Below are 25,811 nucleotides of genomic sequence, written 5' to 3' on the forward strand. Positions count from 1 at the left end.
GGCCAAGCCGCCCATGATTTTGATCCCTGCTTGAAGTTCTTGATCCTACACGCACGCTCAGTCACACGATAAGCATGCGCCCTTCAACTTTTCTTAATGTGCATTTGGTCTCAGACTCAACGGGTGAGACTTTAAATGCGATTGTTCGCGCGGTCGCACCCTTGTTTGAGGGCGTAACGCCTTTAGAACATTCCTATTATTTGGTGCGGTCACGGCGCCAATTAGATCGGGTTTTGGCTGAGATTGAATCCTTTCCAGGTGTGGTGCTTTTCACCATTGCAGCTCATGAATTACGTGATGTTTTGGAGGATCATTGTAAGTTATTGGGCATACCCACTTTGCCAGTGCTCGATCAGGTGTTAACAATGTGGGAACATCATTTAAAAATACGCGCAGGTGAAAAAACGGGCTCCAAACAAACACTGGATGAGAATTATTTTCGCCGGATCGATGCCCTTAATTTTACTATGGCCCATGATGATGGCCAAATGACCCATGAGTTTAATCAAGCCGAGGTTATACTGGTTGGTGTTAGCCGGACCTCCAAAACACCCACCTCAATTTATCTGGCTAATCGGGGAATACGTACAGCTAATTTTCCTCTGGTCCCCAAAGCACCCATTTCGCAGGCCTTATTAGATCTTACAAAGCCTTTGGTGGTGGGACTGCGCATTTCTCCTGATCGCCTAATCGCCATTCGCCGCAATCGCCTCCTATCCTTACATGCGGATGCAGAAAGCGATTATGTGGATGAGGATGCAGTACGTGAAGAAATTACCGATGCTAACCGCCTATTTGAGCGACAAAACTGGCCCGTGATCGATGTCACACGCCGCTCGATTGAAGAAACCTCAGCTGCGATTTTAAACCTGTTGGCAGAGCGGGCGGCTAAATAGCTATGCTGATCCTTGCCTCCACCAGTGCGATACGCCGCCAGCTTTTAGCCCAGGCCGGCATTCGCTTTGAAGTCATCGGTGCTGGCGTGGATGAAGAAGCGGTCAAGCTTGCCCTGCGGGCAGAGGGGGCAAGCCCCCGGCAACAAGCCGGTAAATTGGCTGAACTCAAGGCCACCAAAGTCTCTCAACAACACAAAGGCTTTGTATTGGGATGTGATCAGATCCTCGCTTTAAACCATCAATCTATTGACAAGGCGGAAACGCTTGAAGAAGCCTATGCTCGGTTAAATTTGCTTCGCGGGAAAACCCACACGTTGGAATGTGCTGCGGTTATTGCAAAAGATGGAAAGCCCATTTGGCGGTTGGTCAAGAGCCCAAAACTCAGCATGCGCTCATTTTCGGATGCTTTTTTAGAATCTTATCTTAAGGAACACGGCGAACAAGTGCTATCAAGTGTAGGCTGTTATCAGTTTGAGGGGGCGGGTGCACAACTCTTTTCTCAAGTTGAAGGGGATTATTTTTCAATTTTAGGTCTACCATTATTGGAAATCATGGATTTTTTACGTCAACATGGCGAAATTGAAACATGATGATCAAAGCATCCACCGCGCTATATGGGGTTTTGGGCCACCCTGTCCGCCATTCCTTATCGCCGATTTTGCACAATGCTTGGATCGAGAGCCACGGTTTTGATGCTGCCTATGTGGCACTTGAAATTGCACCAGAGCGCTTTGAGGTAGCTTTAGCAGGCCTTGCCGCTAGCGATTTTCGCGGTCTTAATGTCACCACCCCCTTTAAGGAGCGCGCGGCTGCCGCTTCTTCGACTCAATCGGAAATTGTTGCGCGCATCAAAGCCGCCAATTGCTTGACTTTAAAAACAGGCCAAGTGCATGGGGATAATACCGATGGCGCAGGCTTGGTCGCGGATTTAGACGCCCGAGCCCCAGATTGGCGCGATCTTGATGGCCCTGTGATCGTGTTAGGTTCGGGTGGTGCCGCGCGGTCCATCCTTTCTGCCCTGACAACAATACTCAAGCGCCCCATCATTGTGATCAACCGCGATCAGGTGCGCGCTGAAGAGACTGCTCAGGCATTTCAGCCCTATCCGATCCAAATCGGGTCGTGGGCCGACCTTCCGAGTTTTTTGGCTGGGGCAAGTCTTGTAATTAATGCCACCAGCCAAGGCCTGAATGGGCTCTCGCCCTTCAGCCCTGATTTTGCTCAGCTTGCGCCAGAGGCCATCATTTATGATACGATTTATGCGCCAGCAAAGACTGCGTTTATAGAAGCTGCAGAAGCCGTTAAAAGACGCAGCTTTAACGGCATTGGCATGTTGGTGGGACAAGGTGCATTGTCGTTTGAGATTTGGTTTGGAGTGCGGCCCGATCTTCATTCGGGACTAACGACGCTCGAAGGGGCGATGAAGTTATGAAAATCGTCGCGCTTACTGGCTCAATCGGCATGGGTAAGTCATCAACGGCTTTAATGTTTAAAGCACTAGGGGTGCCTGTTTGGGATGCCGATGAAGTGGTCCACAAGCTCTATAGTCCTGGTGGCGCGGCCATATCGCCGCTTAAAGCCTTGTTTCCAGATGTGATCGATGAAAACGGCGTCAATCGCGTCCTCCTTGCGAATACGCTTTCCAAGCACCCTGATAGACTGAAAAAGCTTGAATCAATTGTACATCCCTTAGTGGGGGAGGATCGCGCGCAGTTTCTAGATCAAGCCCGCCAAAATGGTGTCCCAATGGTTCTGTTAGATATTCCCCTCTTGTTTGAAACGGGTCAGGATCAGCAAATGGACGCGATTGTCGTTGTCACCTGCCCGCCAGATGTTCAAAAAGCGCGTGTCTTGGCCCGCCAGAGCATGAGTCATCAGACATTTAATTTTATAGTGGCGCGCCAGATGCCCGACTCAGAGAAGGTTGCGCGCGCAGATTTTGTCATCGATACCAGTGTAGGTCTTGAAGAAGCGCGCAAACAAGTTGGCAAAGTCTATCAAGCTTTGGTGCAAAGCCCGCAAACCAATTCTGAGCCCGATCATGCGTGAAATCGTTTTTGATACCGAAACCACCGGAACAGATCCAGAGCGTGGTGATCGCATCGTTGAAATCGGATGCGTTGAATTAATAGATCTGGTGCCAACCGGGCTTACGTTTCACCGTTATGTTAATCCTGAACGCGATATCCCGGCCGAAGTTGTGCGTGTGCATGGTCTGACGGCTGAGCTTCTGGCCGATAAACCAGTGTTTGGGGCACCAGAAGTCGTCGATGAATTGTTAGATTTTATTGGTGATGCGCCCTTGGTTGCTCACAATGCTGAATTTGACCGTCGGTTTTTAAACGGTGAGCTAGCGCGCTTGGGTCGTCCGACCATTGCCAAAGAGCGCTGTGTTGATACGCTTTTAATTGCACGCAAAAAATATCCTGGCGCGCCCGCCTCTTTGGACGCTTTATGTCGGCGTTTAAACATCGATCTATCCAGTCGCGACAAGCATGGCGCTTTACTCGATGCCCAATTATTGGCCGCTGTCTATTTGGAATTAAAGGGGGGCCGCGAGCGGCGTCTCAACTTTCTCGATCCCATCGAAGCAGCAAAGCCGTCGCAGACGCGCCAAAACAGCCCGCTGGAAGCCCCCCAACCCCGCCAGACCCGGGTGCGGCCCAAACCGCTAGAACCGCTATCGACGCCTGAAGAGCACCAAGCCCATGCCGCTTTCCTACTCAGCATTGGCCCAGAGACTGTATGGAGCAGACTTCGTGTAACACCTGATTAGGCCAGGATAGATGATTATATGCCCAGCGTGACAAATGGTTTGATAAATCAAGACCAAATCACGATATTGTTTAGAATGGCACCCCCAAATTACGCTTTCACTGGCAAATAGGGGGTGATGGTGAGCTTGGGGAATCTGTACCTTTGGCCAGATATCTATAGATTAAACCTATAGAAAATAATCTGTAAATCAATTAGCCATTTTGAATTTCGCACTCTATTTAGTCTGAATCTGCAGAAATGGTTCTTGCAGTTATGGAGATCATCATGCTCACCGTTGGCGATACACTTCCTGAATTCACTGTAACCGGAGTAAAACCAGGTTTTAGAACCCATGAAGAAAATGGCGATAGCGCTTTCTTTGACATTACCGACAAGAGCTTTGAAGGTAAGTGGAAGCTGATTTATTTTTATCCAAAAGACTTCACTTTCGTTTGTCCAACAGAAATTGTGGGTTTTGACAGATTGGTCAACGAATTTAGCGACCGCGATTGTGTTGTCATGGGCGGTTCTACCGACAATGAGTTTTGTAAGCTCGCTTGGCGGCGTGAACATGCTGATTTGTCCAACATGAAGCAATATGCATTTGCGGATACTACTGGCGCATTGGTAGATGGTCTTGGTGTACGCGACAAAGTTGCTGGCGTTGCATTGCGCGCGACTTTCTTGGTTGATCCCAATAATGTGATCCAACATGCTTCAGTGAATAATCTAAATGTCGGGCGTAATCCTGATGAGATTTTGCGCTTGTTAGATGGTTTTCAAACCGATGAATTATGCCCCTGCAACCGCCCTGCAGGTGGCGCGGTCCTTTAAGAATTATGGCGCGCTATAGGCCATTTCTGTGGCGCGCCACCCATGACTATCATGACAGACAAATATGTTATGGACCGTTAGTTTCCATCGAAGCTTATGAATGATAAAAGGAAATTGTGATGTCACTTGAAGCCTTGCGCGAACAAATTCCAGAATTCGCCAAAGATATCCGCCTCAATCTGGGCTCACTTGCCAATGAAACCACCTTGAACGACCAACAAAAGTGGGGCTGCTTTTTAGCCAGTGCGCTGGCTGTCGGCGAACCTTCCGTCGTCAAAGCGTTTGAAGCAGAGGCTACAATACATCTGAGCGACGCGGCGATCAGCGCAGCTCGCTCAGCCGCAGCGATTATGGCGATGAATAATGTCTATTATCGTGCGCTGCATCTGTTGACAAATTCAGAATATCAGACGCTTCGCGCGGGCCTGCGCATGAATGTGCTCGCCAACCCCGGTGTTGATAAAGCCGACTTTGAGCTATGGAGCTTAGCGGTCTCCGCGATCAACGGCTGTGGCATGTGTTTGGATAGCCATGAAGTTGAACTGAAAAAACACGCGGTTCCAGCCCTCTCTATTCAAGCGGCCTTGCGGATCGCTGCGGTTGTGGCAGCTGCTAGTGCCATCCTGCGCGCTCAAGCGGGGGCATAAATGCATGGATGAGCCGCAAGGCATGCTGGTTGTGTTGTCGGACAAAATTGATTAAAATTGCGCTATGTCTGATACCACAACCCTCACCATATACCGCCAGCTAAAGGCCAGCCGTGACAAGGTTTGGCGCTGTTGGAGTGAGGGTGACTTGTTGAAGCAATGGTATTGTCCTAAGCCTTGGTGGGTAAGTTTGGCTACCATTGATGTGCGGCCAGGTGGTAAATCGACTATTGTCATGAATGGCCCCAATGGGGAGGAAAACCAAATCCACGGCCAATATTTAGAAGTTAGAGACGGAGTATCTCAAGTCTTTAGCGATGCCTATGTGGGTGATTGGATTCCAAGCTCAAAACCACCCTTTATGACGGGCTATGTCCTGTTAAGCGATGCGCCGGATGGGGGCACATTAATGGAATGGGGTGCAAGGCATTGGAGTGTGGAGGCCGCACAGCAACATCGCGCCATGGGGTTTGAAGCAGGCTGGAATGCTGCGGCCGATCAACTCGACGGTTTGGCCGCCAGTCTTGGTTCGTAACACCCTAAGCACTTGTCTTGCGACGGCTAAATTCATTTGGGTCTTTCTTGCAAAATTGGCCTGCAAGCCTGAAGGAAACCAGTCTAGGCATTGAGTGCAAGTCAACTTCATGGATTGATCTAAGCGTGATCTAGACACCACAGCTTTATTGCTTAGGCATAGACGAGAAATCAAAGTCCCAATTCAGCTATCACTTGACGATACTGGGTGGCTTTGGTGCACTCAAACGTGCGCGCATGGCACTTTCATTGATTGCATTGAGTTTCCAACCCGTGGGATAACGGCCAAAAAACAGAATACAGACGTTTGTTTTACGGTCTGGAGCGCAGACGCGACCATCCGCCAATTTCTTGATCCCTAAAGCGGTCGCTGTGCGGCTAGGTAAAACGGTTTCTGGGGTTAAGCCTGTGCGGCGCGCAAGGTCAGCCAGAACAGCCGGCTCTAAAGCCTGATTGGCTATGTTTTCTAAGAGCGGATTGGCTAGATCTGCACCCATAAGTCCTAACACATTTCCAGCAGCACCACCGCCGGTTCGTTCAGAGATTTCCTTCGCGGCCATTGCCCGCACGATTCCGGTGATCTGTGCCTTAAGGGCGGGTCGGTCAATACGAGCTTCTATGGCTGGAAGATCGCGATCGCGTAGCGCAGTGGTTAAGGCGAGCACATCTGCTCCAGCGCCAGTGGGATCAGAAATGCTGGCACATGATCCCAACAAAAGCCCAAGTCCCATTCTTGCAAAAAGCCGCATGTCAAAGTCCCTTTCTCACGATAAGCCTTTTGATGTCTCTCATACCACGAAAAGACAACTAGACCTTTGTGCGTGCCCGAACTAGGGTCAAATGAGAATGTAAAGCACCTAACCACAGCGGGCTAGCTATATCCATTCTCTACTGTTCAAACACGCCAAACTAGTCATGGCAAGCTTACTTGGTTGTTTATCTTGTCTAATGGGCTAGGTATTCACATGACTTATCCTGCTGCCGATCAGCGATGATAGAGGGAATGAGTGCTAGATACTATTTTGATCCTTTTTGCTCATCCATCTTATGCGCGATCCCGCGCGAACCGAGCGTTACGTACAGTCGCAGAAAGTATGGAACAAGTAACCCTGCACGATCTTTACGAAGCATATCCAAACTTTTTGATCGATGTGGAGGCAGAGCAAGATTTATTGGTGACCCATGATCATATTGTGATGATGCACCCGTTTTTTTGGTATTCGGCCCCTTCCTTGGTCAAAGAATGGCTTGATGTTGTGTTGGATTATGGTTGGGCCTATGGCGAAGGGGGTAAGGCTTTAGCAGGCAAAACCTGGACGCAAGCGATCACCACTGGCGGGCCAGCGACTTCTTATTGTTCTGATGGTCGCAATAGATTTTCCATGGATGAATTGTTACGCCCGTTCCAAGCCACCGCCCTTTTATGTCATTGTGTATGGCAGCCACCTTTCGTTTTTCATGCCAGTAGGCAAGCGTCCGAACAGACCTTGGAAGAGGCGGCGACCAGGTTTTGCGATCGATTAAAGGGGCTCACCCATGGCTGATGCTCATGTTTTGCAATCAGCCTTTGTCTATTTGACTGCGACGGTGGTATCGGTTCCGATTGCTAAGCGGATTGGGTTAGGTTCGGTGTTGGGATATCTCATCGCAGGCGCGGTGATTGGACCTTATGTCCTAAATCTGGTGGGAGATCCTGAAAACATGATGCATACCGCCGAGTTTGGCGTGGTGATCATGTTGTTTTTGATCGGGCTGGAATTGCAGCCAAGCTTGTTATGGCGATTGCGTATCGCGATTTTGGGCATGGGCGGTTTACAAGTTGTGGCGACTGCGACCGCGATCACAGGTCTTGGCATAGCAATTGGGCTTAAGTGGCAAGTCGCCTTTGCTATTGGTTTAACGCTTTCGCTTTCTTCCACCGCGATTGTTCTCCAGTCATTACGTGAAAAAGGCATTGCTGGAACCCAAGCCGGACGAGCTAGTTTCTCAGTCCTTTTGTTTCAAGACATTGCCATCATTCCGATGTTGGCACTCTTTCCACTGTTGGCAACTTTCGCTCTTGATGGGAACCAAGTTGGAGCAAAAGGCGCATTGGCGGCCTATCCAAACTGGGTTCAAGGATTGGCTGTTGTGTTGGCGGTTGGCGCGATTGTTGTGGCAGGTCGATTGTTGTTGCGGCCAATGTTTCGTTGGGTTGCCACGTCTGGCATGCATGAAATTCTGACAGCATTTGCGCTTTTGTTGGTCGTGGGTGTCGCGCTCTTGATGCAATTGGTCGGTATCTCGCCAGCTCTAGGGGCTTTTGTCGCGGGCGTTGTCCTCGCGGATAGTGAGTTTCGCCACCAAATTGAAAGCGATATCGACCCGTTTCGCGGCTTACTCTTGGGCCTTTTTTTCATTTCGGTCGGGGCCGGGATCAATTTCGCCCTCTTATTAGCCAAACCCCTATTGATTTTAGGTTTGGTGGCGGCCTTGATTGTGGTCAAGGCCATGGTGATGTTTGGAGTCGCACGCATTTTTCGGCATAAATTTGGTGATGCTGCGCTGATAGGGTTGGGTTTGGCGCAAGGGGGTGAGTTTGCCTTTGTGCTCTTTGCTTTTGCGCAAGGGGTAGGGGTTATTCCAGCATCGGTGAGTGCGCCCCTAATATTAGTAGTTGCGCTTTCTATGGCGCTGACACCACTGTTGTTGATAGCCGGTGATTGGGCGATGACGCACGTGGAGGCAGGAACGCATGAGCCGCGTGTGCCTGAAATTGAAGAAGGCCATCCCGATATTATTGTCGCTGGTTATGGCCGATTTGGCCAAATTGTAGGGCGTATGCTCAGTGCTTATGGCTATAAAATCAGCGTGTTGGAACATGATGCCGATCAAGTTGATGTATTACGCGGTTTTGGCCGAAAGGTGAATTTTGGCGATGCCACACGTCTTGACCTCCTGCGCTTAGCCGGCGCTCACGATGCCAAGCTCCTGATTATTGCCATTGATCAAGATGAAAAGGCTTTAGAGCTTGTTGAAACGGCGCGCCAAGCTTTTCCCAATTTAAAAATCTTAGCGCGCGCGATTGATCGACGTCACGCCTTTCAATTGATGGCCAAAAAAGTTGATGGGTTGGAGCGTGAGACATTTGCGGCCGCTGTACGCCTAGGTGTGAAATCCTTAATGATGATGGGCAAATCCGCCTTTGCGGCAGAGCGCGCGGGCCAAATTTTCACCCGCTATGATGAGCGCGTCTTGAAATTGATGTTTGAAGACTGGCAACGGGTTGAGTTTGCCGATTATCAGCGCATCGTTCGCGATCGAACAGCGCTGGAGGAAGAATTACTCAAGCGGGATATGGTTGCTTTGCTGGGAAAAAGCGATGGCGATGAATGGGGTGAAGAAACGTTGGAGCGTGAAGCCTTTGAACGTGCCTTAGCTGCTAAAGCAAAGTCTGATTGATCCTAAGCCATCTCCAGCCTAAAGACGCTGCACCCCAATTTGGCGGTACATTTCTTAAAGGTCTTATATCCTCATGCTGGTCACATTAGATACCATCACCGCTGCTGCCGCCCGCATAGAAGGCCGAATTGTTCGTACACCGCTTTTAATGTCGAAAACATTGTCCGAAATAACCGGCGCGGAGGTGTGGGTTAAATTCGAGAATTTTCAATTTACCGCAGCCTTTAAAGAGCGCGGTGCCCTCAATAAGCTTTTGCTTCTAACCGAGACGGAACAACGCAATGGCGTAATCGCCATGTCTGCAGGCAACCACGCTCAAGGGGTCGCTTATCACGCGGCACGTTTAAACATTCCTGCCACCATCGTGATGCCTTTGGGTACACCATTTACCAAGGTGGAACATACCAGAAAGCATGGCGCACGGGTGATCCTGCATGGGGAAAGCCTGTCTGAAGCCACCACCTTTGCCTATCAATTGAAGGATCGCGAAGGCCTAACTTTCGTGCATCCTTATGACGATGCGGATGTGATTTCAGGCCAAGGCACGATTGGGATAGAAATGCTCCAAGATGCGCCGCATTTGGAAACCTTGGTGGTGCCCATTGGCGGTGGTGGCTTGATCGGCGGAATTGCCGTTGCTGCACGCGCCATGAAAAATGACATAGAGCTTGTTGGCGTTCAAACCCGGATGTTTCCGTCTATGCAGGCAGAGCTTGCGGGCAAAGAGCCTGGCCCGCTGTGTGGTGGGCAAACCATCGCTGAAGGTATAGCGGTTAAACAGGCTGGCCGCTTGGGTCTTGAGATTGCCAAGGAATTGGTCCGCGATGTTCTCTTGGTAGATGAAGATGATCTAGAGCAAGCCATCACCCTTTTTTGTAATGTTGAAAAGACCGTAGCTGAAGGGGCGGGAGCCGCTGGCCTAGCCGCATTGTTAGCGTATCCGGAACGCTTTAGCGGTAAAAAAGTCGGAATCGTGCTCTGTGGTGGCAATATTGACTCACGCCTTCTCGCCTCGGTGCTCACCCGGGCCTTGGTGCGCGAGAAGCGTATCGTGAGTTTGCGCATCGTTGGCGATGATCGGCCGGGCCTGTTGGCGTTGGTGTCCAAAATCATTGGGGATTTGGGTGGGAATATATTAGAAGTGGCCCATAATCGTTTGGCGTTGGATGTGCCTGCAAAAGGTGCTGAGTTTGATATTTTGATGGAGACACGCGACCTGCGTCATACCCAAGAAATCATTGATGCGCTGATTGCCTCTGGCTATCCGCCAAGGTCAATTTAGCATCATCCGAGGCGCATTTTTTCATTGGAACTCAATCATGACATTGCCGACTTTAACCATCGGGAACAAGAATTATTCAAGTTGGTCGATGCGCCCATGGCTTGCCTTGCGCTGGGCCGATATTCGCTTTGAGGAACAAATCATTCCTTTAGGCCCGCGTGGGCTTGGGCCAAATCCTGACATTCTAGCGGTCAGCCCAACAGGCACTGTGCCAGTTTTGGAATTGGCGTCAGGTGAGCGGATTTGGGACTCCGTGTCCATTTGTGAATGGGCCCATGAACAAGCGCCAGAGGCCAAGCTTTGGCCAGAAGTTAGCATCGCACGCGCTTTAGCGCGCTCTGCGGTCGCGGAAATGCATTCAGGCTTTAGTGCCCTTCGAAAAGCCTTGCCGATGAATATCAAAAGGGTGAAGCGCGATCATAGCATTAGCGCGGAAACCCAAGTCCAAATCGACCGGTTCGACGCCCTGCTCCAAAGTCTGATTACTCGATTTGGCGGCGGGCAAGCGTCTTGGATCTTTGGCCATCCCACGATTGTGGACGCATTTTTTGCTCCAATAGCCACGCGTGTGCGCACCTATAATGTCAAGGTTTCCGCCCCGGTTGAAGCTTGGTGCCAAACGGTTTTCAGCGACTCTGCCTTTCGCGCGTGGGAAGCTGCGGCGCGCAAAGAGACTTGGATAATCACAGAAACCGACGAAGCCTGATGATTAGCGCTTGCAACCAATCAGTGATGGCCTGCGTATCAAGGGGATGATGAAAAGACGCACCCTGGTTTTTGCGTTACCCTTCGCTCTCCTGTCCGCTTGCGCGAAGGCCAAAACGCCTGCTGCTTCCGGTGATTTGGGTGGGGTCTCCACATCGGCTTTAGCGCCTCTTTTTTCGGCAGGTGAGGATGTGGTTTGGCTGCGGTTAGAAGGTTGTGTGCGCACCAGCAATGACTTGGCTGTTGTGCGGCCAGCCCAGCTTTACCGGGCTATCGCTTTACCCGCCAAAGGGGTCGAACCAGTTGAACTTCCCCAATTAGGGGTAAAAATCTTCGATATTTGGCAGATCGGGTCACAATATCCAAAGAGCGGGCCTTCAAGAACTCTTGTTCTGCGCACCAAACGGCTTGATCCATCAGGCATGTGGTTGGAACGCGAGTTTACCCACTTAGGAGTAGAAAATGGTGTTGAATCAAGCCGTTTGGCCAAAAATCAGGCCAATATCATTGCGATTTCTGACCGTTATATTTGGATTTTAAGTGGAGGTATCACACCCCCGCCCCGCCTTGATGACCGACAGCAGGATGTGTTCAATCAATGGCGTTTAATGGAGGAGATATAGTTAGCACCTTTCAGGCTCGGTTTTGGTTTGATATGCAGCCAGCCCATACATTAGAATGCCGATTGATGACCCATTGCCGTCAGGTTTACCCGAAAACAGCCTAGGTCAACTGTTTCGTATCATACCTGCTGCAACGGTTTGATTGGTATCGACATTAATCAGAATAAAGGCCCCAAGTTTAGGATTGGTGGCAAATTCGTCTGCTATAATTGGGCTCTGGGTTTGTAACTTAACCAAAGCGATGTCATTTTGCGCCAAGGCCTGCTCACCTCGAACTTGTGAGAGATCGTGCATATCTCGCACGTGCAGAACAGTTTGGATACGCACAGGTGTGGACGCTGTACCTTGTCGCAGAATATAGCGTTGCTGATCCTGCCAAGCTTGATCATCCAGCCAGCATAAGTCTGCAACGACAAGATTGGTGACCCGCGCATCAGATGAGGTCAAGCAATCACCGCGCGCAATATCCAAATCATCTTGAGTGTAAAGCGTGATCGATTGGCCGGCTTGCGCATGCGTCAGGATCTGATCATAGGTTTCGATCTTTGCGATGCGGGAGCATTGTTGACTGGTCGCAACACATACTTCATCTCCCAGTCTAATTTGGCCTGAAGCAATGCGTCCAGCATAACCGCGCTTGGCGGCCAAGGTGTGGCCATTGGTTCGCACAACCCTTTGTACCGGAAAGCGAAACGGTAGATCAGCAAAGTCGGTTGCTTTATCTTGCTGTTCAAGAATTTGAAGTAAGCAAGGGCCCTGATACCAAGATGGGACAGCGCTTTGATGCACCACATTGTCACCAGAACGCGCGTTGATAGGAACGATATCAATATCTTCAATTCCCAACGTCCTGGATAGGCGGATGAGGCTGGCTTCAACTTGCTGATAATGACTATGGGACCAATCAATCAAATCCATTTTGTTGACGGCAAAAACAATTTTTAGGCCTAAAATGTGAGCAATCGTGGCGTGGCGGCGGGTTTGTACCTTTAAATGCCCTTGATGAATCCGGGAGGCATCAACCAAAACCACGGCTATATCCGCATTACTGGCCCCTGTGACCATATTGCGTGTGTATTGCTCATGCCCCGGCGCATCAATGACAATGAAAGACGCCCGTTGCGTGGTGAAATAGCGGTAAGCAACATCAATGGTAATGCCTTGTTCGCGCTCACTTTCCAGCCCATCCGTCAAGAAGGCTAGGTCCATTTCTCCCGCATCCGCGCGCCCGAAGCGCGCATTAACGATGGATTGGACTTGATCAGACAAGAGTGCTTTGGAATCATGCAAAATCCTGCCAATCAAAGTCGATTTTCCATCATCGACATTCCCTGCCGTTACGAAGCGAACAAGTTTGGATTGGCTCATTGACATTAAAAATACCCCTCTTTTTTGCGACGCTCCATAGCGGCATCATTCACTTTATCATCCATCCTTGTGGCTCCGCGCTCCGAGAGTGTGCAAAGTCGCGTTTCAGCCAAAATGGCGGCGGCATCGCTTGCTTCGCTCTCTACCGGGCAGGTGCAGGTCATGTCTCCAACAGTGCGAAAGCGCACGCTGAGTGTTTCAGCCTTTTTGCCCAATGGAAGAGGGGTTAGCGGTGTTACAGGGCGCCAGAGCGGACCATCCTTGAACACGGCTCGCTTGTGGGCAAAGTACAAATCGGGCAAGGCAATTTGTTCGCAAACTATATAGGACCAAATATCTATTTCTGTCCAATTAGAGAGAGGAAATACGCGAAAATTCTCGCCAGCATGGAGCCGACCATTATAGATGTCCCACAATTCAGGCCTTTGGGATTTGGGTGTCCAAGCCCCAAAGGTATCACGGTGACTAAAAACACGTTCCTTGGCCCGGGCTTTATCTTCATCCCGCCGCGCCCCGCCTAAAAGCATGTCAAATCCATATTGTTTAATCGCTTCAAGCAAGGTAACGGCTTGCGCCCCATTGCGACTCGCCATTGGGGATGGCAATCTGACGCTGCCACAGGCAATTGACTCCTCAACATAAGCAATAATCAGCTGATCTTGGAACGAGCGTGCCACTTTATCCCTAAAGCTGATGACCTCTTCAAAGTTATGGCCTGTATCAATGTGTAAAAGCGGGATGGACAATTTCTCAGGATAAAAGGCCTTCCTGGCTAAATGCACCAAGACCGCACTGTCCTTGCCACCTGAAAACAATAACGCAGGACGCTCGCTTTGGGCTGCAGCCTCACGCAAGATATAAATGGCTTCTGATTCTAAGCGGTCTAAATGCGATAAACGCCAAGCATGGGTCATTATTCAGTGTCCACCGGGCTAAGATTTTGATGAAGGCCACATTCTTTGGTGGTCGCGCTTTCCCACCACCAGCGACCAGCGCGTGGGTGCTCGCCGGGACGCAGCGCTCTCGTGCACGGCTCACAACCGATGGAGACATAGCCACGGGCATAAAGTGGATTGATGGGCAGGCGATATAGTTCAACATAATCTAAAACATCCGTCCAAAGCCATTCTACTAAGGGGTTGTATTTGATCATGTTATGGGTGGCATCGATTTCGCGTTCAGCCAGTTGGCGTCGTGTTAGGGATTGTTCGCGGCGCTGCCCGGTTATCCAGGCTGAACGACCAATTAAAGCGCGTCTAAGGGGCTGAGATTTGCGAAAATCGCAACACGCGCGCCGCGCCTCCAAACTGTCATAAAAGCCATTTAGACCGTAGGTTGTGACATATTCATCCACAGCATTAGGCTCAGGCTCATAAACATCGACTTTAATACCATAATGTTCCTGTGTGCGCGCGATCATGGTCTGGGTTTCAGGGTGAAGTCGTTTGGTTTCAAGCGAGATTAATCCAATTGGCAAATCCCAGCGCACCAAGGCGTCTGTCAGCACCATGTCTTCGGCGGAAAAAGAAGTTGCCAAGACCACATTGCCACCATCATATTCACATATGGAACGCAAACTTGCCTCAAGCTTTGTAATTTTGCTTGCAAGTATTTCGGGCAATTCAACGTGATGGCGCACTCTGTCGTGGTGTGATGGCGCACGAGTGATTGACTGCTGTACCACCAATTAACCCCTATGCAATACGCCAATCATCAAGTTGCTATAGATGAGACGCTAAAGACAATGCTTTCGGGGCTTGCCCCTACAAGGACTTGGGATTTAATGCGACGGATTGTAGCTGAGGTTTGCTATTAGCAAATCTATATTTCCCCTCTGAATTGCCAAAGCTTCGGACGTTCTTCAGAAGAACTAATAAATATCTTAAGACGATTGGCATTGTTCATGCCTGCACCAAACCAGATAGATTGTGACTTTTAAGGGATCACATGTATCTATATAATGCGATCGACCAAAGCATCGTCGATGCTAGGGTACGCCAGTTCGCGGATCAAACTGGGCGTTACGTGCAGGGTTACTTATCGGAAGATGAGTTTAAGCCACTACGATTACAAAATGGTGTTTATATTGAACGCCATTCCCCCTTGTTGAGGGTTGCAATTCCTTACGGCCTGTTATCCTCACAGCAATTGCGCATGCTTGCCACCATTGGCCGCAGATATGATCGTGGGTTCGGTCACTTTACCACACGACAAAACATCCAATTCAATTGGGTAAAGCTGGAACAGATACCAGAGATTTTAGCCGATTTGGCGCGCGTTCACATGCATGCCATTCAAACCAGTGGCAGCTGCATTCGCAATGTGACCACTGATCATTTTGCAGGTGTTGCCCCCGATGAACGGGTGGACCCACGCCCTTTGGCCGAGCTGATGCGTCAATGGTCGACGCTTAATCCGGAATTTGCCTTTCTACCCCGCAAATTCAAAGTCGCCTTTAATGGCGCAGCTGAAGATCGGGCCGCCAGTGAAGTCCATGACTTAGCCTTTGATGTGTATCGCGATGAAGCAGGCGAAGTTCGCTTAACGGTCAAGGTCGGCGGTGGTCAAGGCCGCACCCCCCGCATCGCCCAAGTGATCAAGTCTGGTCTGCATTGGCGTGACATGTTGACCTACACCGAAGCTATTTTGAGAACTTATAATCGCTGGGGTCGGCGCGATAACATCTATAAAGCACGTATCAAGATTTTGGTGGACGCTCTTGGTGCAAAAACATTTGGTGAAGAAGTAGAGGCGGAGTTTATCCACCTCCAAGGTGGTCCTGCGACCCTGCCTGCCGCAGAATTAGATCGGATGACGGCCTTTTTCGCGCCGCCACCTTATCAAAGCCACGCGGCCTCAGACCACGATGAAGCCAGCCAAAGGATTGCCGATCCCCGGTTCAATGCTTGGGTCAAGCGCAATGTTGCCAAGCACAAACACCCCCATTATGGCGCTGTCACCATTAGCCTTAAACCACAAGGCCAAGCGCCTGGCGACGCTACAAGCGATCAGATGGACGCGATTGCACAGCTGGCCGATCTTTATTCCTTCGGACAAATTAGGGTCTCACACCACCAAAATCTGATTTTAGCCGATGTCGCGCGCGCCGACCTTTGGGCCCTCTGGCAAGCATTGGGCGAGTTGGGTTTAGCCGAAGCAAATGTCGGTCTTGCAACCGATATCATCTGTTGTCCAGGTGGTGATTATTGTGCCTTAGCCAATGCGAAATCCATCCCTGTTGCTGCGGCTGTGCAAGATAGACTTGCCGCCAAAGAGCGCGATATTGGTACACTTGCCATCAAAATTTCAGGCTGCATCAATGCATGCGGCCACCATCATGTTGGCCATATAGGCATCCTTGGCGTCGATAAAAATGACGAAGAATGGTACCAGATTTTATTGGGTGGCCGCACGGATACCAAAACGTCTCTTGGCCAAATCATCGGCAAAGCCATTCCCCGTGAACAAGTGGCACCAACCCTAGAGCGCCTCACCGATTTTTATCTGAACAAACGTCAAAATGGCGAGACTTTTATCGATGCCGTTGAGCGCCTCGGCAAATCTGCCTTTCACGATGCCGCTTTCAATCATGACCTAGACCATGAGCAACAGGTGATATGAACATGTTACTGAAGATCGTAAAAGGCCAAGAGGCGCACATTTTACCGCTTCCCAAAGGGGCATTTCGGTCTGCGCCACCTCCCAACCCATTACCGGATATGGCGATTGTAAATGCGGGGCAGGGCGATGTGCGCAGTTTCATTCGCCCTAATGTCAAACAACCCGAAGCGCCCAGCGTCTCGATTTGGGAACATGGGCCATTAATATGTTTAGACCAATGGCTTGAGTTTAGCCCCTTTGAGCGTGATCAGCGTTTGACCCTGGGTCCGATTGGTTTGAACTTGATGCCGACAGATGACCCCATGCGCTTAAAAGGAGCACTAGCAGGAGTAGCAATGATCGCGGTTGAGTTTGCAAAGTTTAGCGATGGTCGCGGCTATTCAATCGCCACGCTTCTGCGCACCCGCTTGGGCTTTAGCGGTGAAGTGCGCGCGGTTGGAGATGTGCTGATCGATCAAATCTTTGCCATGGCGCGGTGTGGGTTTGATGGCTTTGCCTTGCGCGGCGATCAGGATGGTGTGTGGGCGAAAACGGCGTTAAAATGCTTCCCTGCTGTTTATCAATGGGGGGCGGATGGTCGCGCCTTTGTGCTGGCCGATGGGGTGTTGCCTCATAGGGTGGCAGCGTGACGGGTCATGTCTATCTGGTGGGCGCTGGCCCTGGTGCCGCCGACCTCCTTACCCTGCGTGCCGCACGCTTACTCGAACAGGCTGACCTTATTGTCTATGACGCTTTGGTGGGTGCAGAGATTTTGGACCTAGCTCCACACGCAAAAAAGCTTAATGTCGGCAAGCGTGGCGGGCAGGTCTCGATGGATCAGGCCTTGATTAATCGTTTATTGGTTACTTCAGCTGCTAAGCATCGCATCGTTGTCAGACTTAAGGGCGGCGACCCAATGTTGTTTGGTCGCGCGTATGAGGAAATACAAGCCTGCCAGAAAGCTGGCATTTCGCTGTCAATCGTACCTGGTATTTCTGCTGTATTTGGAGCGGCATCAGAACTGGGCATATCCTTAACCCAAAGGGGGCTTTCCCGTTCGGTCACCTTTGTGACCCCTAGCGTGGCTCGCGGTGGCAGGGCTACCAGTGATTGGGCGAAGGCCGCAGCAGCGGCTGATACTGCAGTTCTTTATATGGGTGCAGGGGACGCAGTAGCGGTTCGCGATACTTTGCTGGCCCATGGCCTCAATGCCAATTGCCCAGTCGCATTGGCCCAAGATGTTTCAAGGCCTGATAGCGTGCAGGTGTTTGGATGCTTACAGGATATGCCTGACCTCCGCGAAGGCTTGGGTGAAGGACCGATATTAGTCCTGTTGGGAGATGTCTTTGCGCAAAGGGATGTCGCTTATGTATCGGCACCACTTCAACGCCACCAGACTAAATAATGTATTCCTGTTGAGCTAAGATCCCAGTGCGGACATTTGTCCTGATACTGTTTTTTGGATTCCCAAAAGCTAAAATGGGCTCTACATCATTCTAGATGATGCAGCGGTCCCCCCTGTGATGAAAAACCTGCGCTTCGTTTTGGGCGATCAACTCACGCATAAGATATCTGTGCTTGCGGGTGCTGATCCAGAGACAGATGTCATTTTGATGGTTGAGGTTGATTCTGAGACGCAAAGCGTCCGCCATCACAAAAAGAAGATTTCATTCATTCTCTCGGCGATGCGTGCTTTCGGCGATGAATTGGCGGCCCGTGGCTTCTTCGTTGATTATGTGAAGCTTGATAAACTGGGTAATTGTGGCACTTTCACGGGCGAGTTGATGCGCGCCTTAGAACGCCACAAGCCTGATCATGTCGTGCTGACCGAGGCGTCCGAATGGCGAGTATTGGAGATGCAGCGCGGGTGGCTGGAAACGTGCGACGTTCCGATCCGACTTTTACCCGATAACCGCTTCATCTGTGATCGGCCACGATTTGTCGCGTGGGCGCAGGGTCGCAAGAGCTTGGTGATGGAGTATTTTTATCGCGATATGCGCCGCTTAACCGGCCTTTTAATGGACGGTGATCAGCCTGCTGGAGGGCGTTGGAATTTTGATGCGGAAAATCGGCGGCCAGCTAAGCCCGATTTATGGATGACGGCACCTTTGCGGTTTCCCCCAAGTGCTCGGACAGAAGAAGTGCTGAAACTGGTGGATGCAAGATTTGGCGATCATTTTGGCGATAATGCGCCGTTTTGGTTTGCCACCACGGCAAAAGAGGCAGAGCAAGCTCGCGACCACTTTTTAAAGAACAATCTGCCCCAGTTTGGCTCGACCCAAGATGCGATGCAGCGAGATCAACCATTTATGAACCACGCGGTTTTGGCTTTATATCTCAATGTCGGGCTGTTGGACCCTCTCGATTTGTGCCGCAGAGCTGAGCAAGAATGGATTTGCGGCCGCGCCCCACTTGCGGCAGTGGAAGGCTTTATCCGCCAGATCATTGGCTGGCGTGAGTTTGTTCGCGGTATTTATTGGCTGAACATGCCAAACTATACAAAGCTCAACCATTTTGGTGCCTCGCGCCCTCTGCCGTCTTTTTATTGGAGCGGTGAAACCAAAATGGCCTGCATGCGGGCTGTCATTGGGCAAACCAAGATCCATGCTTATGCTCATCATATTCAAAGGCTGATGGTGACGGGAAATTTTGCTTTGTTGGCAGGGCTTGACCCTCATGAAGTTCATTTATGGTATTTGAGTGTCTATGCGGATGCGTTTGAGTGGGTGGAAGCACCCAATACAATCGGCATGGCCCTGTTTGCCGATGGCGGCATCTTGGCGACAAAGCCTTATGCGGCCAGTGGATCTTACATTCATAAAATGGGGAATTATTGCGCCACTTGCGTCTATGATCCCAAGATAAAGTCCGGGCCGCATGCTTGCCCCTTTAACCCACTGTATTGGGACTTTATAGGCCGGCACCAAGATCAACTTGGCCGAAATCCGCGTATGGGCCCAGTTTATGCTACGTGGCGGAAGATGGATAGCGCGCGCAAGGGGCACATCAGTCAGGATACAGAACAAATCATAGCTGCGATGACTGCGGGGACCTTATAGGGGTATGCATCTCGCACCCTAAATCTTTGTGTTACTTCATCGTCAAGGCTTAGCGTGATAATCTCAATTTTGAACAGATCTCTGGCTTGGGCCACGCTTTTCATCGCGTTGCCCGAATGGCTAAGCACTTTGAAGAGTGCCGCACTTATAACATGCTCAAGTTAGTTGGCTCTAGCTAAGATGCGCACGTAGCATCCAAGCCGCTTTCTCGCCTGCTGCACATCTTTGCGTCATCAAATCAGCTGTTGCATCATCCCCGAGCTCGGCGGACAATTTCAAAGCCGAGCGGGCAGAGCGCACCACTATTTCTTGGCCTTCTAACAGTGCTTTGAGCATGGCGTCTTCACTGACGCTGATATCATTGGGTGTTGGGATCTTTGTACGGGCGGCCAATTGCCCATGGCTCGGCGCGAAGACGCCTAGGGCACGTATACGCTCTGCCATCTCATCTAAAGCATTCCAAAGCTCTAAATATTGGTCCGAAAACAGCTGATGCAACGCGCTAAAGCGGGGGCCTTGCACATTCCAATGATACAAGTGGGTCTTTTGATAAAGACTATAGGAATCAGCTAATACTTGCGCCAGCGCATCTGCAATCGCATGCCGCCCCTCTCCTGCAATACCAGTATTTGGTTCCATTATCGTCTTTTCCAGTAAATTATCGCTATTCATACGTAGGGGGTGACCGGCAAAAAAGAAGGCATTTTAAGGGAATATATAAAGGATAGTTGGATTGGATAGCGATTTGTTAGTCAGAAAAAGCAGTAAGCACCATGTTTATACGAAAATAATGGCGGACAGAGAGGGATTCGAACCCTCGATGGGCTTGCACCCATACACGCGTTCCAGGCGTGCGCCTTCAACCACTCGGCCACCTGCCCATCCGAAGGCGCGGGTATAAACATCGTAGCGCACGAAGCAAGCCATCAATGCATTTAGGCCAAGATGGATTAGTATTTATGAGGCAGTTGGTCTTACAGCTTAGGCGTTAGGTTAAAACCGTTTCAACCCACGTGTCGAAATGCCCCCAAAATTGCTGTTGCAAGGCATCGATTTCTTGCATTAACTCATGCTTGGCACCTGGCACAATGTGCAATTGCGCATGGGGCAGCTGGCTTACAACCCGCACATGGGCATGATTATCGACTAAAGCTTCTGCTTGCGCACTCACCACCAAGATAGGGATAGCTAAGGTCGCCAATCGTTCAGGTGTGAAGCTTGCCAAAGTTTTGAGGGCTTGGTTGATCCAGCCATTGGTTGGGCCAGCCAATTGTAAACAGGGTTCAGCCAGAAATAGAGCATTATTGCGGGCAAAACGCTTTTGATCATGGGTTAATGGGTTGGCTTCAAACGGCTCTGGATGCCAGACTTTTGGCAAAGTCGGCGCAACGTGTTTTCCAAGTCCTAAAGCGACCAGAGTTTGAGCGATTACGCCCATTACCGGTGGACCGATCAGTCCCCACATCGGTGCACAAAAGGCAGCACCCACAATATTGGAGATTGTGCCACTCAATAGCGCTTCTAAGCTAATGCAGCCCCCCATGGAGTGACTCAGCACAATCTTTTTGCCAGTCAAACGGTCGCTCACAGCCTCAATCGCACAATTGAGGTGGATACCAGCCTTAGCGAAACTATCCATATGCCCGGCGTACTGGTTGGCACCCAGTCGATCCGACCAACCTTGGCCGCGATGATCCACAACGAGAACATTGAACCCTCGTGTTTGCAAAGCTGCAAGGGTTTCGGCATATTTTTCAATATATTCGGATCTACCTGGTGCCAAAATGATCGATCCGCGCGGCTGCTTGCCTAGATAAGGCAGAAAAGCTGCACGGATTGTTAGATCATCAGGCCCTTTTACACGAAAGACCTCCAATTTTGTTAGGGCGTCAATGAATGCATCCCGAACCAATTGCATGAAGTTAAATCCATGCTTTAACCGATAATCGATTGTAACTTCATGGCAATCGACATATCGCCATCAACTTTTAACTTGCCGCTCATGAAAGCATTCATACCGTTGAGGCGACCTTCGACCATATCCACAAAGTCGCTTAAAGCGATCTTCAAGGTACAATCCGCAGGACCATCGGTATTGGTCACATGGTTGTTGTTCTTGCCATCGATGTGAATTGTTCCGGCATCGCCAAAATCAAATTTTACAGTATTGCCAAATGCGGGTTTAGCTTCGACGCGTTCTTTCATGCCAGCAGTAATGGTTGCAAGATCCATGGTTTTCTCCCTAAGTGCGCCCCAAATCTGATGCGGAACACAAGTATAATCTGTTCTAGACTGTGATTGACAAGATAGGAAGCGCTTCGTAGCGTCAAACTCTGTCTTGAGCTCCTTGTAAATGCAGATGACGCATGGCAACCCATGAATATGTTCTATGATATGCCACCTTACGGGGTCTATGCTCCTACCCCCAACCAAGCACGCTTCATCCGCTGGTCACGATCGTTTGACCCGGGCCCATTGAGTAAGCTTGCCGCTTCCTTCTGCAAGCGGCTTTTATTTCCAAGTCTTTCTGGACCGCTCGATATAGAAACGTGGGGACTTAAAACCAGGATTGATCCACGGAAAAATATAACCGAAAAACGGTTGATGTTTTCACCGTCAAGGTTTGAATTGGAAGAGCGGGAAATCTTGGCCACATGGCTTAAAAAAGGTGATGTTTTTGTTGATGTGGGGGCTAATGTTGGGGCGTATTCATTGTGGGCGGGTCAATTTATTGGCCAATCTGGCCGCATAGTCGCAATTGAACCCCAACCTGGCGTACTTGGACGATTAAGAGCGAATTTTGCCTTAAACCCGCATATGAATACGCAGGTCTTTGCCTGTGGTGCAGGCGCTGCGCATGGACTTATGTATTTATCAATTGGCAGCAATAATGAAGGGGGTGCATCGCTGGCTACCATTAGTGGGGGGAGGGATGAAATTGAGGTAATTGTCCGTCCACTCTTAAGCATTGTTGAAGAAGCAAGACTCTATCGCATCGACGCGCTTAAAATTGATATTGAAGGGTTTGAGGATCGTGCAATGATACCTTTCTATGCCGAGGCCCCAAGTGCGCTGCACCCGCGATTATTGATTATCGAGCGGGGTGAAAAAGATTGGGTCCAAGATTTGATGGGTGTTATAGAAAAAATTGGATATCGACTGCTAGTCTCCACTAAACGCAATCATGTTTTTGAATTGGGCACCCGCAGCGATTAAAGGGTTTAAGGGCAGATCAATCCAGTATGCCCTTAGCGAAACGGCGGCTCGTCGAAACTGCGTAATTTGCGCGAATGAAGCACAACACCGTCAAGGCGCATTTTTTCAATCGCGGCGATACCGATTTTCAAATGCTCCCCTATGGCGCGCGCGTAGAAGACATTAGCGGAACCTGGCAATTTGATCTCGCCATGCAGGGGCTTGTCAGAAACGCACAAAAGCGTGCCATAAGGTACTCGGTGGCGAAAACCTTGCGCTGCGATCATGCAGCTTTCCATATCGACCCCGATCGCGCGTGAAATATTGATGAGGCGCCGCTCCCTACCCCAATAAAGTTCCCAATTTCGATCCGAGAAGCTAACCACGGTTCCGGTCCGCAACCGTCGCTTGAGCGCTTCTCTACTTTCTCCTGTGACTTCCATTGCCGCCTGTTGGATGGACATTTGGACTTCGGCAATCGGCGGTATGGGTACATCGGCAGGCAAGATACGATCCAGGACTTCGTCTTTACGTAAATAGGCATGTGCCAGCACATAGTCGCCAATGCGTTGGCTTTGGCGAAGCCCGCCACAATGGCCAACCATCAGCCAGCAATGGGGCCTCAAAACTGCCAAATGGTCCGTGATATTTTTAGCATTGGAAGGACCAACCCCGATATTGACTAAGGTTATGCCTTGGCCGTCGGCAGAGATGAGGTGATAGGCTGGCATCTGAAACTTACGCCAAGGGCTTGCGGCCACTATGGCCTCTAGATCATCATTTAAGTTAGAAGCATCAATGGTGATACCACCTGAACAAATCAAACGAATATAGCGTCCGCCTATGCGGATTTGCTCAATAGCCCAGCGCACAAACTCGTCGACATAGCGGGCGTAATTGGTGAACAAGATCCAAGGCTGAAACGCGCGCCACTCGGTGCCCGAATAATGGGTGAGGCGCTTTAGGGAATAATCAACACGCAAGCCGGTATAGAGGGCTAGCGGCCGTGATTGTCCTGTTATAAATTCAAACTCACCATCCACAATCTCATCGCCGACGGAAGTTAGTTGCGGGGTTGGAAACCAACGCGCTAATTCTTGTGGCGGCACATCGCCAAGACCAATGTCGGTGGCCCCATCGACAATGTAAGAATAGGGCATTTCATCTTCCGATAATCCGACCTCAACCTGCGCGCCATATTCCTCCACCAAGGGAGTTAGATTCTCCAACAAATAGTTCTGAAACTCAGCCGGCTGGGTCACAGTTGTGGCATAGATACCCGGTGCATTGAACTTGGCATAAGCGCGCTGAGACACCGGGGGCGGGCCATCTGGCGCATAAATCACCCGGATCTCAGGATAGCGAAACCTAAGCCGTTCTTCAGCTGTTGGTGGTGTGCGGGCTTGAACAAAGCGGGCCAAGGCATCACGCAATGCTTGCACCGAAGCGGCATGGATGTCTTGAAGCCGATCTATGGCTTCTTGGGGAGATTTGCATGGAATCATGACCGCATCAAACTGGTCGTATCGCACTTGTCAATCGCCTCGGTGTGACATGATGGCCATAAATCTAGCGGTCATATCTGCGACCTTAAGGGTTTGGGACGTGCTTTTAGGGCCAATTCTGGCACAACCCTTTTCTATGTTGTTCGGGCTGTGTGTCGCGTCAAATCGCCCACAACCTATTGAGTAAGGCCTTTGATGCAGATAGGGCCTGCACCAAAGCCGTCCCAGACAAAAGGTGCTGATTGATATGACCAGTTTCGTTGTAAAGCCGATCGAAGACCAACTAGCCAATGCCGTCAAAGAGCGCCGAAGAAATATAGCGTTCAGCAAAGCTTGGCACGATGAACACAATGCGCTTGCCGGCAAATTCTGTGCGCTGACCAAGCTTGATCGCGGCAGCAAGATTGGCACCGGTTGAAATACCTCCTGGTATTCCCTCGGTACGAGCAAGATCACGGCTAAACTCAAACGCTTCTTCATTGGTGACGGTGATCACTTCATCAATGACCGAGCGGTCAAGCACTTCGGGTACAAAACCTGCACCAATCCCTTGAATTTTGTGGGAGCCAGGTGCCCCGCCTGACAATACTGGGCTGCCTGATGGTTCTACGGCAACAATGCGGGTTTGAGGGCTCCGCTCCTTAAGTACCTGGCCAACCCCTGTGATCGTGCCCCCGGTTCCTACGCCCGCAACAAATGCATCCACTTTACCATCTGTATCGATCCAAATTTCTTCGGCAGTGGTCTTGCGGTGGATGGCGGGATTGGCGGGGTTAACAAACTGGCCTGGGATAAGTGCGTTTGGTGTTTCACTGACCAAAAGATTGGCGCGCGCAACTGCCCCCTTCATACCCTCGGCACCGGGGGTTAAGACCAATTCTGCGCCTAAAAAGACCAGCATCTTCCGTCGCTCTATGGACATGGTTTCAGGCATCACCAAGATCAAGCGATAGCCACGTTGGGCCGCAACAAAGGCTAAAGCAATACCTGTATTGCCCGATGTCGGCTCGATCAAAACGCTACCAGCTTGGATCAGGCCGCGCTTTTCAAGCTCTTCAATCATTGAAAAGCCAATGCGGTCTTTGACTGAGGCGATTGGGTTAAAAAACTCAAGTTTGCCTAATAACTCAGCTTGAATGTTGTATTTGTTGGCTATTTTGGAAAGCCGAACAAGCGGGGTCGCCCCGACGGTTTCGGTTATGTTGGAAAAGATGCGGCCCTGTGCACGGGTCGTCAGAGCCCGTGGAGCTTGGGCAAACAATGCGTGAGACATGCGGGTTTCCTCCATAAGCCAGTGCTTATATCACATTAGGTGCGCCTTAGATGCGTGACAAACAAGTTAGAATTTCTAATCCATGCATCTAC

At 50.3% G+C, this 25,811-nt stretch carries 27 protein-coding genes and 1 tRNA gene; 18 read left to right on the forward strand and 10 right to left on the reverse strand.

Annotated features, from left to right (window positions below; all coding sequences use genetic code 11):
- Positions 1–74: 74 nt before the first annotated feature.
- From PsB1_RS04040 to PsB1_RS04075, 8 genes are all read left to right on the forward strand, one after another.
- Complete coding sequence (locus PsB1_RS04040; RefSeq protein ID WP_284359251.1) at positions 75–896, forward strand: pyruvate, water dikinase regulatory protein; 822 nt, start codon at positions 75–77, stop codon at positions 894–896.
- 2 nt (positions 897–898) lie between these two features.
- Complete coding sequence (locus tag PsB1_RS04045) at positions 899–1,486, forward strand: Maf family protein (protein WP_284359252.1); 588 nt, start codon at positions 899–901, stop codon at positions 1,484–1,486.
- The gene (aroE, locus tag PsB1_RS04050) at positions 1,483–2,328 is read left to right on the forward strand and encodes a shikimate dehydrogenase (RefSeq protein WP_284359253.1); all 846 of its coding nucleotides are present in this window, start codon (positions 1,483–1,485) and stop codon (positions 2,326–2,328) included. Before PsB1_RS04045 ends, aroE begins: the two co-directional genes overlap by 4 nt.
- Positions 2,325–2,945: a dephospho-CoA kinase gene (gene coaE, locus PsB1_RS04055; RefSeq protein WP_284359254.1), complete on the forward strand. Its 621-nt coding sequence runs from the start codon at positions 2,325–2,327 to the stop codon at positions 2,943–2,945. The genes aroE and coaE overlap by 4 nt, the downstream gene beginning before the upstream one ends.
- The gene (gene dnaQ / locus PsB1_RS04060) at positions 2,938–3,672 is read left to right on the forward strand and encodes a DNA polymerase III subunit epsilon (RefSeq protein WP_320412716.1); all 735 of its coding nucleotides are present in this window, start codon (positions 2,938–2,940) and stop codon (positions 3,670–3,672) included. Before coaE ends, dnaQ begins: the two co-directional genes overlap by 8 nt.
- Before the next feature lie 266 nt (positions 3,673–3,938).
- The gene (locus PsB1_RS04065; protein WP_284359255.1) at positions 3,939–4,487 is read left to right on the forward strand and encodes a peroxiredoxin; all 549 of its coding nucleotides are present in this window, start codon (positions 3,939–3,941) and stop codon (positions 4,485–4,487) included.
- A gap of 119 nt (positions 4,488–4,606) precedes the next feature.
- On the forward strand, positions 4,607–5,134 hold the full coding sequence (gene ahpD / locus PsB1_RS04070; RefSeq protein ID WP_284359256.1) for an alkylhydroperoxidase, AhpD family: 528 nt from the start codon (positions 4,607–4,609) through the stop codon (positions 5,132–5,134).
- Between the two features lie 64 nt (positions 5,135–5,198).
- On the forward strand, positions 5,199–5,669 hold the full coding sequence (locus tag PsB1_RS04075) for an SRPBCC domain-containing protein (RefSeq protein ID WP_284359257.1): 471 nt from the start codon (positions 5,199–5,201) through the stop codon (positions 5,667–5,669).
- 190 nt (positions 5,670–5,859) lie between these two features.
- On the opposite strand, the gene PsB1_RS04080 is transcribed toward PsB1_RS04075, so the two are convergent.
- Complete coding sequence (locus PsB1_RS04080) at positions 5,860–6,417, reverse strand: DUF2939 domain-containing protein (RefSeq protein WP_284359259.1); 558 nt, start codon at positions 6,415–6,417, stop codon at positions 5,860–5,862.
- Positions 6,418–6,675: 258 nt separating this feature from the next.
- On the opposite strand from PsB1_RS04080, the gene kefF reads away from it, so the two are divergent.
- The 5 genes from kefF to PsB1_RS04105 all read left to right on the forward strand — a co-directional run bounded on the left by kefF (position 6,676) and on the right by PsB1_RS04105 (position 11,719).
- On the forward strand, positions 6,676–7,212 hold the full coding sequence (gene kefF / locus PsB1_RS04085) for a glutathione-regulated potassium-efflux system oxidoreductase KefF (protein WP_284359260.1): 537 nt from the start codon (positions 6,676–6,678) through the stop codon (positions 7,210–7,212).
- Positions 7,205–9,109 carry a monovalent cation:proton antiporter-2 (CPA2) family protein gene (locus PsB1_RS04090; RefSeq protein WP_284359261.1) on the forward strand — a complete coding sequence of 635 codons (1,905 nt, stop codon included), beginning with the start codon at positions 7,205–7,207 and terminating at the stop codon, positions 9,107–9,109. The genes kefF and PsB1_RS04090 overlap by 8 nt, the downstream gene beginning before the upstream one ends.
- Before the next feature lie 73 nt (positions 9,110–9,182).
- Positions 9,183–10,391: a threonine ammonia-lyase gene (locus tag PsB1_RS04095; protein WP_284359262.1), complete on the forward strand. Its 1,209-nt coding sequence runs from the start codon at positions 9,183–9,185 to the stop codon at positions 10,389–10,391.
- 37 nt (positions 10,392–10,428) lie between these two features.
- The gene (locus tag PsB1_RS04100; RefSeq protein ID WP_284359264.1) at positions 10,429–11,097 is read left to right on the forward strand and encodes a glutathione S-transferase; all 669 of its coding nucleotides are present in this window, start codon (positions 10,429–10,431) and stop codon (positions 11,095–11,097) included.
- 49 nt (positions 11,098–11,146) lie between these two features.
- Positions 11,147–11,719, forward strand: a complete 573-nt coding sequence (locus tag PsB1_RS04105) for a hypothetical protein (protein WP_284359265.1) — start codon at positions 11,147–11,149, stop codon at positions 11,717–11,719.
- 105 nt (positions 11,720–11,824) lie between these two features.
- Here the strand turns inward: PsB1_RS04105 and cysN are convergent, their stop codons facing one another.
- From cysN to PsB1_RS04120, 3 genes are read right to left on the reverse strand one after another with little or no spacing between them, the layout of a single operon-like run.
- A complete protein-coding gene (cysN, locus tag PsB1_RS04110) occupies positions 11,825–13,093 on the reverse strand; it encodes a sulfate adenylyltransferase subunit CysN (protein WP_284359266.1) in 1,269 nt (422 codons plus the stop codon).
- On the reverse strand, positions 13,093–14,001 hold the full coding sequence (gene cysD / locus PsB1_RS04115) for a sulfate adenylyltransferase subunit CysD (protein ID WP_284359267.1): 909 nt from the start codon (positions 13,999–14,001) through the stop codon (positions 13,093–13,095). The genes cysN and cysD overlap by 1 nt, the downstream gene beginning before the upstream one ends.
- Positions 14,001–14,771, reverse strand: a complete 771-nt coding sequence (locus PsB1_RS04120; RefSeq protein ID WP_284359268.1) for a phosphoadenylyl-sulfate reductase — start codon at positions 14,769–14,771, stop codon at positions 14,001–14,003. The genes cysD and PsB1_RS04120 overlap by 1 nt, the downstream gene beginning before the upstream one ends.
- 263 nt (positions 14,772–15,034) lie before the next feature.
- On the opposite strand from PsB1_RS04120, the gene PsB1_RS04125 reads away from it, so the two are divergent.
- The 4 genes from PsB1_RS04125 to PsB1_RS04140 all read left to right on the forward strand — a co-directional run bounded on the left by PsB1_RS04125 (position 15,035) and on the right by PsB1_RS04140 (position 19,746).
- Positions 15,035–16,708: a nitrite/sulfite reductase gene (locus PsB1_RS04125; RefSeq protein WP_284359269.1), complete on the forward strand. Its 1,674-nt coding sequence runs from the start codon at positions 15,035–15,037 to the stop codon at positions 16,706–16,708.
- A gap of 2 nt (positions 16,709–16,710) precedes the next feature.
- Positions 16,711–17,337: a DUF934 domain-containing protein gene (locus tag PsB1_RS04130; RefSeq protein WP_284359270.1), complete on the forward strand. Its 627-nt coding sequence runs from the start codon at positions 16,711–16,713 to the stop codon at positions 17,335–17,337.
- A complete protein-coding gene (gene cobA / locus PsB1_RS04135; protein WP_284359271.1) occupies positions 17,334–18,092 on the forward strand; it encodes a uroporphyrinogen-III C-methyltransferase in 759 nt (252 codons plus the stop codon). Before PsB1_RS04130 ends, cobA begins: the two co-directional genes overlap by 4 nt.
- 118 nt (positions 18,093–18,210) lie before the next feature.
- Positions 18,211–19,746 carry a cryptochrome/photolyase family protein gene (locus tag PsB1_RS04140; protein WP_284359272.1) on the forward strand — a complete coding sequence of 512 codons (1,536 nt, stop codon included), beginning with the start codon at positions 18,211–18,213 and terminating at the stop codon, positions 19,744–19,746.
- A gap of 171 nt (positions 19,747–19,917) precedes the next feature.
- On the opposite strand, the gene PsB1_RS04145 is transcribed toward PsB1_RS04140, so the two are convergent.
- The 4 genes from PsB1_RS04145 to PsB1_RS04160 all read right to left on the reverse strand — a co-directional run bounded on the left by PsB1_RS04145 (position 19,918) and on the right by PsB1_RS04160 (position 21,978).
- On the reverse strand, positions 19,918–20,385 hold the full coding sequence (locus tag PsB1_RS04145; RefSeq protein WP_284359274.1) for a Dps family protein: 468 nt from the start codon (positions 20,383–20,385) through the stop codon (positions 19,918–19,920).
- A gap of 152 nt (positions 20,386–20,537) precedes the next feature.
- Positions 20,538–20,627 (reverse strand) — tRNA-Ser (locus tag PsB1_RS04150).
- A 107-nt stretch (positions 20,628–20,734) separates the two neighbouring features.
- Positions 20,735–21,664 (reverse strand): alpha/beta fold hydrolase, encoded by a 930-nt coding sequence (locus PsB1_RS04155; RefSeq protein WP_284359275.1) that lies wholly within the window; start codon positions 21,662–21,664, stop codon positions 20,735–20,737.
- Between the two features lie 17 nt (positions 21,665–21,681).
- On the reverse strand, positions 21,682–21,978 hold the full coding sequence (locus PsB1_RS04160; protein WP_284359276.1) for an SCP2 sterol-binding domain-containing protein: 297 nt from the start codon (positions 21,976–21,978) through the stop codon (positions 21,682–21,684).
- 144 nt (positions 21,979–22,122) lie between these two features.
- On the opposite strand from PsB1_RS04160, the gene PsB1_RS04165 reads away from it, so the two are divergent.
- The gene (locus PsB1_RS04165) at positions 22,123–22,962 is read left to right on the forward strand and encodes an FkbM family methyltransferase (RefSeq protein WP_284359277.1); all 840 of its coding nucleotides are present in this window, start codon (positions 22,123–22,125) and stop codon (positions 22,960–22,962) included.
- Between the two features lie 32 nt (positions 22,963–22,994).
- On the opposite strand, the gene PsB1_RS04170 is transcribed toward PsB1_RS04165, so the two are convergent.
- Complete coding sequence (locus tag PsB1_RS04170) at positions 22,995–24,446, reverse strand: AMP nucleosidase (protein WP_284359278.1); 1,452 nt, start codon at positions 24,444–24,446, stop codon at positions 22,995–22,997.
- A 283-nt stretch (positions 24,447–24,729) separates the two neighbouring features.
- Positions 24,730–25,719 (reverse strand): cysteine synthase A, encoded by a 990-nt coding sequence (gene cysK, locus PsB1_RS04175; protein WP_284359279.1) that lies wholly within the window; start codon positions 25,717–25,719, stop codon positions 24,730–24,732.
- Between the last annotated feature and the right edge of the window lie 92 nt (positions 25,720–25,811).

This window comes from Candidatus Phycosocius spiralis, assembly GCF_030158815.1.
Lineage (GTDB): Bacteria > Pseudomonadota > Alphaproteobacteria > Caulobacterales > Aquidulcibacteraceae > Aquidulcibacter > Aquidulcibacter spiralis.